Source organism: Ruminococcus sp. (assembly GCF_019417665.1).
Lineage (GTDB): Bacteria > Bacillota > Clostridia > Oscillospirales > Ruminococcaceae > Ruminococcus_C.
The window spans coordinates 1-3,262 of record NZ_DXUU01000113.1; the positions used below are offsets into that span (position 1 = coordinate 1).

General features: G+C 44.2%; 4 protein-coding genes. 3 read left to right on the top strand and 1 reads right to left on the bottom strand.

All coding sequences use genetic code 11. From position 1 onward, the window contains the following. Positions 1 to 152, top strand: a 152-nt coding sequence (locus QZ375_RS13985; protein WP_295219971.1) for an HNH endonuclease signature motif containing protein, incomplete at its 5' end; no start/stop codon positions are given. Here the strand turns inward: QZ375_RS13985 and QZ375_RS13990 are convergent. Then, a complete protein-coding gene (locus QZ375_RS13990) occupies positions 149 to 982 on the bottom strand; it encodes a hypothetical protein (RefSeq protein WP_295219965.1) in 834 nt (277 codons plus the stop codon). The two genes, QZ375_RS13985 and QZ375_RS13990, sit on opposite strands and share 4 nt — an antisense overlap. A 244-nt stretch (positions 983 to 1,226) precedes the next feature. Between QZ375_RS13990 and QZ375_RS13995 the strand changes: the two genes are divergently transcribed. Further along, positions 1,227 to 1,787, top strand: coding sequence for a P27 family phage terminase small subunit (locus QZ375_RS13995; RefSeq protein WP_022427384.1), 561 nt, complete (start codon positions 1,227 to 1,229; stop codon positions 1,785 to 1,787). A gap of 162 nt (positions 1,788 to 1,949) precedes the next feature. Then, positions 1,950 to 3,206: a DNA methyltransferase gene (locus QZ375_RS14000; protein WP_295219968.1), complete on the top strand. Its 1,257-nt coding sequence runs from the start codon at positions 1,950 to 1,952 to the stop codon at positions 3,204 to 3,206. The last annotated feature ends 56 nt before the right edge of the window (positions 3,207 to 3,262 follow it).

The following is a 3,262-nucleotide window of genomic DNA, read 5'->3' on the forward strand; positions in this document are numbered from 1 at the left end:
GGTTCACGGCAGCGACTGTGGTCGACCATATCATTCCTCACCGTGGTGATCCGCATCTGATGTGGGATGAAAGCAACTGGCAGGCTCTTTGCAAGTCCTGCCATGACTGGAAAACCGGAAGCGAAGACAGCAGACCTGAGTATAAGTATTAATGACATAGAATCCAAAAATGATCTTTGGCTGAGTATTCTATTATCCCTTCTTTCTTTAATGCATCAATCAGGGCTTTGATATCTTTTTTATATAATACTGTTGAATAGTCTGCATTTAGTCTGTCGCAGATATTATCCTTTGAAACACATGGGTGTGAACTAATTAACTCGATTATTTTATCTCTAACATCTTTTTCTTCATCGCGTTTTAGGGATTCTAATATAGTTGCACCGGTATCTATTATTCTTGCCCATTCAAGAAGAGTAGATTCCTTCAAAACCATTCTTGCTTTAACCAAGGCTTTTGTTTCTTTGTCAATCTTGTGTTTTTCTGCCGCTTCTAATACATAGATTGGATCATCGGCTTCATATATACGAAAACGCCCATGTGCCAATGCACACCGGATGTAAAAAAAGATGTCCAGAAATTCAGCAGACTTTCCGCTGGAAATAAAGACAATTCTGTTTTTGTCTCGTTTTGTATGGAACCTATCATTAAGTCCACAACTCCGTATTTTTTCTTGCATATCTGAGGGCGTAACTATTGTGTTGTCTGATTTTCGCTTTTTATCTCCGGTTGCCTTAATATAGTTTACGTCTTCTTTTAATTTAGCCGCTCTGAGAAGATAATGCTTGAGTTTAGTATTATTCCAAGGTTTATCTCCCCATGTTCTCCTACGGTTATTCATGCCGGTTACAGAGGAACTGACAAGAGAACAAGGTGTGGAAAACACATAAAATTCTATTATTCTTTGGAAATTTTTGCTGAATACCATCTCTAACTTATCATTTACCCAGTTAGGTGCAAATGCTGTGATTTCATTTGGCATAAATATACCTCCAACAACGAGCTTTATCCATTATAGCATAATTCGACAAAATTCGCAATGGAGAGGGGTTGGAGGCTTCCGGTGGGGGGATAAAAATCGCTAATTGTGAATTTTTTACAGACCGGCGTTCCCTCTCATACACAAAAACCAAGGTTCAAACGGGGGATTAACCCCGAAAATATGAAAACAAGCCGAAACCTACGCAGTTTCGGCTGTTTTTCTCTCAAAAGGCAGGTGAAATCAGATGGCAAAAGACGGTACAAGAAGAGGCGGCAGACGAGTTCGTGCAGGCGATAAGCCAAAAGCCCTCTCCGACAAAATCGCAGAGGGCAAGGACGCAGATATTATGGAGTTTCATGCTCCGGAATTGGACGCAGCTGATCTGGACGATGCCGCTGATTTGACCGGTGCGGATATGCCAAGTCCCAGTGCATACTTGTCTGCCCAGCAGAAGAACGGAAAACCGCTGGGAGCAGACATTGTGTACAAAGAAACATGGCTCTGGCTGAAACAGCGTGGCTGTGAAAAGCACGTCAACAAACGACTGCTGGAAAGCTATTCGCAGGCATTCGCCCGATTTGTACAGTGTGAAGAAGCCCTCAGTACCTATGGACTGCTGGGAAAGCACCCGACCACGGGCGGCGTTATTGCTTCCCCGTTTGTGCAGATGAGCCAGACATTTCAGAAACAGGCAAATTTGCTCTGGTATGAGATTTTCGATATTGTGAAACAGAACTGCACGACCAAATTTGACGGCACACCGCAGGATGATTTGATGGAACAGCTTCTGAGCAGCAGAAAGTGAGAAATACATGAAAGCAGATGTTCAATTCTGGAGAGAACTGAAACAGCAGAGAAATAACATGACCAAACAGCAATATCGCACAATCAAAGGACAGGCTGTCAAAGGCAATATGGATGCCGCCCGAAGAGGTATGCTCAGAATTCAGCAGAGGAGGAATTACAGATGACAACGACCACAGAATTTCAGCTTGTTGACATCAACAAGTTAGTACCCTATGCGAATAATGCCAGAACGCACAACAAGGAACAGATCCTGAAGCTTCGTTCTTCCCTGCGTGAGTTTGGCTTTGTGAATCCGGTCATTATCGACCGGGAATACAATGTGCTGGCTGGACATGGACGCATCATGGCGGCAAAGGAAGAAGGCATTGCAGAAGTTCCCTGTGTGTATGCCGATCATCTGACGGATGCACAGAAGAAAGCGTATATTCTTGCTGACAACCGGATGGCGTTAGATGCCGGCTGGGACGATGAACTGCTTGCTGTTGAGATGGAAGAGTTGCAGAATCTCGGATTTGACCTTGGTTTGACTGGTTTCGATGAATCTGAAATTGCTGACCTTTTCGACATTAACAGTGATGAAGCAAAACAGGATGATTTTGATGTAAATGCAGAACTGGAAAAGCCCTGCAAATCCAAAACAGGTGACATCTGGCATCTTGGAAAGCATACCGTTATCTGCGGTGATTCCACTTTGCCGGAAACCTATACAGCACTTCTTGGAGACACAAAAGTAAATCTTGTTTGCACAGACCCACCGTATCTTGTCAATCTGGAAAGCACGTCAGGCAAAATCAAAAATGATGACCTTGATGATGAAAAAGGATATGCGTTTCTGAAATCTGCATTTGAGAGATTCAAAGATGCCATGGCGAAGGATGCAAGCATTTATGTGTTTTATGCCACCTCCAAGGCACGTGTATTTCATGATGCATATGAAGATGCAGGCTTCAAGGTCGGTGCAGGACTTGTCTGGAAGAAAGACCGTCTTGTTCTCACCCGAACCGACTGGAAGTATATCCATGAACCGATTATCTGGGGCTGGAGAAAAGACGGAAAGCATATCTGGTATGGTGACCAGAAACAGAAAACAGTATTTGAATTTGACCGCATTAAAAACAGCAAAGAGGACGGCTGCGGACATCCGTCCAGTAAGCCGGTGCCGCTGATCGCCTATCTGATTTCCCAGTGTACGCAGACAAACGGAATGGTGCTGGATGGATTTCTGGGAAGTGCTTCTACATTGATTGCCTGTGAGCAGCTAAATCGTGTGTGCTTCGGTGTGGAACTGGAACCGAAGTTTGTTGATGTAGCCGTTGAAAGGTACATAAAACTCCATGACGGAAATTTCGATGATGTGTATTTGATTCGGGATGGGAAGCGAATGGAATATTCGGAAGTAGAGGTGTCAGATGCGTAATCTCACCCTTGGCAGCCTCTTTGACGGCAGCGGCGGTTTTTCGCTTGCCGGACTGC

Excerpts from the sequence above, each read along its gene's own strand:
- QZ375_RS13990 (WP_295219965.1), bottom strand. The coding sequence starts at position 982 with ATGCCAAATGAAATCACAGCATTTGCACCTAACTGGGTAAATGATAAG.
- QZ375_RS13995 (WP_022427384.1), top strand. The coding sequence starts at position 1,227 with ATGGCAAAAGACGGTACAAGAAGAGGCGGCAGACGAGTTCGTGCAGGC.
- QZ375_RS14000 (WP_295219968.1), top strand. The coding sequence starts at position 1,950 with ATGACAACGACCACAGAATTTCAGCTTGTTGACATCAACAAGTTAGTA.